Raw genomic sequence first — 2,891 nt, 5'->3', positions numbered from 1 at the left:
AACACGTACACCGGCGGCACGACGATCGGCAGCGGCAGCATGCTCGCGCTCGCCGGTGCAGGCAGCCTCGCGCCGACGAGCCCGGTGATCCTCGCGGGCAGCGGCGCGACGCTGAACCTGGCGGCCTCGGCCGCGCCGCAGTCGATCGGCACGCTGTCGGGTACGACGGGTTCGACCGTGAATCTCGGCGCGACGCCGCTGACGGTCAATACCGCCGGCACCAGCTCGTTCGCGGGCACGCTGTCGGGTACCGGCCCGCTGACGCTGGCCGGCACGGGCGCGCAGGTGCTGAGCGGGACGAACACGCTGTCCGGGCCGACGAACGTGACGGGCGGCACGCTCGCCGTCACCGGTTCGCTGGCCAGCTCGCCGGTGACCGTCGGCAGCGGCGCGACCGTCACCGGGACGGGCACGGTCGGCGGCCTGGTCGTGTCGGGCGGCGGTACTGCATCGGTCCTCCAGCTGGGGCAGCCGCTGAAGGTCGCGGGCAACGCGACCTTCCAGCCGGGCTCGACGCTGCAGGTCGGCGCCACGCCGCAGCAGAGCGGCGGCCTCGACGTGACCGGCTCCGCCACGCTCAACGGTGGGTCGGTGCAGGTCGTCGCGGCGACCGGGCAATACCAGCCGGGCAAGCTCTACACCATCGTGAATGCCGGCGCGGGCGTGCAAGGGCAATTCAGCGCGGTGAACTCGACGTATGCGTTCCTCACGCCGACGCTCACGTACAACCCGGCGCAGGTACTGATGTCGCTGGCGCCGAACGGCACGCCGTTCGCGTCGGTGGCGACTACGCCCGACGGGCAAGCGGTGGCGGGCGCGGTCGGCACGCTCGGCGCCGGCAACCCGCTGTTCGATACGGTGCTGACGTCGGATGCGACGACCGCGAACCGCGCATTCACGCAACTGGCCGGCGATCTGTATCCGAGTACGCGTAGCGTGCTGCTGTCGGACAGCCGCTACGTGCGCGACGCGGTGCTCGATCGTGCGCGGCTCGGTTCGCAGCCGGGCGGGGCGCTGTGCGGATGCGAGGCGCCGGTGTCGGCGGACGACCATGCGGCGGCGCTCGACCGGCGCATGGCCGCGGAAAACGGCTGCACGCCGGCCAAGTCGTACAAGCCCGCGGTGTGGGGCCGACTGTACGGCTCGCATAGCCGGTTCAACGGCGACGGCGTCGCGTCGATCGATCGCAACCTGTATGGCTTCATCGTCGGCACGGATGCGGAAGTCAGCAGCCACTGGCGCGTCGGTATCGCGGGCGGCGCGTCGCGCAGCCAGCTCAATACCGACCAGAACGAGTCGGCGAAGGTCAACGGCGGGACGATCGCGCTGTACGCCAGCGGCCGATACGACGCGTGGAACGTGCGCGGTGGCGTGTCGCAGTCGTGGTACCGCGTGCATAGCGAGCGCAATCCGTCGTTCGGCAGCTTCGCCGACCACGATACCGCCAGCTACGACGCGAACGCGACGCAGGTGTTCACCGAGATCGGCTACTCGACGGCCATTCGCAACGTCTCGCTCGAACCGTTTGTCGGGCTTGCGTTCGCGAGCCTGCACACCGGCGGCTTCAGGGAGAACGGCGGCGCGGCGGCGCTGCAGGGCGATTCCGACACGACGGGCCTCGGCTTCTCGACGCTCGGCGTGCGGGCCTCGACCGACGTCGCGGTCACGACGAAGGGCAAGGTCACGGCGTTCGGCACCGTCGGATGGCGGCATGCATTCGGCAATACGCAGCCGGCGTCGACGCTGTCGTTCGCGAGCGGCGGTTCGCCGTTCAGCGTGACCGGCGTGCCGGTCGCGCGTGATGCCGCGGTGCTCGAGGTCGGTGTCGATGCGGCCGTGACCAAGAACCTGTCGCTCGGCCTGTCGTATAGCGGCCAGCTTGGCGGCCACATCAGCGATCACGCGTTGTACGGCAATCTGTTGTGGAAGTTCTAAAGGGAGGGGCGACGGCCGTTCGCGATGAAGTCGTCGTGAGCGGCCGATCGTTTATCGATGGTTATGTGGTGGTTTGTTTTCAGGTTCGTATTTCAGAAACTTCGTGATGCGAATCGTTTTCATGAAGCGCGTCACGCGGTGTTTGGTATCCCGTTGCATCGGTCTGTTCGAACTTGTTTCAACGCTTTGCCGTATCGGGCAATCCGCGAACGATTCGTGCCGCCTTCGGGCGACAGGGTCCACGCGTCATCGCTCGAGCTGTTCCGCGGTTGTCCAACCGAACTGAGGTTACTCATGAAAACGAAAATGAACGTGAAATTGACGGGCATCGCCCTGTCGGTCGCGGCTGTGTTCAGCCTGGCCGCCACGGCGTCCCAGGCGGTGGTCGTGACCGCCGTGCCGGGAAGTCTCAGCAACACCGACGGCTTGATCATCGAAGGCGCGTCGCCGGCGCCCGGGGGACTCATCGGCACGGTGACGGGATGGGGGAATGGGGCGGTGACGGTCGGCAACCCGAATGCAGGCGGTATCTCGATCGGGCTTGCCGGGACGGGGACGGGAAGCGCGGCCATTGGTATCGGTAGCGGATTGCTCGAGCCGGTCGCGGGCGTGGCCGGTACGGTGACGGGTGCGCTGGGTGGTCTCGGCGGAAGTGGTGGTACGACCGGCGGGCTTGGTGGTGTCGTCGGGACGGTGGCGAACGCGGCCACCGGCGCGGTCGGTGCCGTGACGGGCGTGTTGGGTGGTGTTGGTGGCAGCGGCGGTGGTCTCGGCGGCGTCGTTGGCACGGTGACCGGTGCGCTGGGTGGCATCGGCGGTGGCAATCCGACTGGTGGTCTCGGCGGTGTCGTCGGCACGGTGGCGAACACGGCAACGGGCGCAGTCGGAACGTTGACTGGCGCGCTGGGCGGTGTTGGAGGCGGGGCCGGTGGTCTCGGCGGCGTGGTGGGAGCGGT

Annotated in this window: 1 protein-coding gene and 1 pseudogene; both read left to right on the top strand. The window is 68.7% G+C overall.

Features of this window, described 5'->3' with window-relative positions; translation table 11 throughout:
• Window positions 1-1,935, top strand: a 1,935-nt coding sequence (locus JMF90_RS31725) for an autotransporter domain-containing protein (protein ID WP_201325913.1), incomplete at its 5' end; no start/stop codon positions are given.
• 57 nt (window positions 1,936-1,992) lie between these two features.
• A pseudogene (locus JMF90_RS31720) lies at window positions 1,993-2,891 on the top strand (hypothetical protein); the annotation flags it as partial.

The sequence above is a fragment of the Burkholderia sp. E168m23 genome (assembly GCF_016586125.1).
Taxonomy (GTDB): Bacteria; Pseudomonadota; Gammaproteobacteria; order Burkholderiales; family Burkholderiaceae; genus Burkholderia; species Burkholderia orbicola.
The sequence above is the reverse complement of the archived record's forward strand: the minus strand, read 5'-3'. Positions and strand labels throughout refer to the sequence as shown.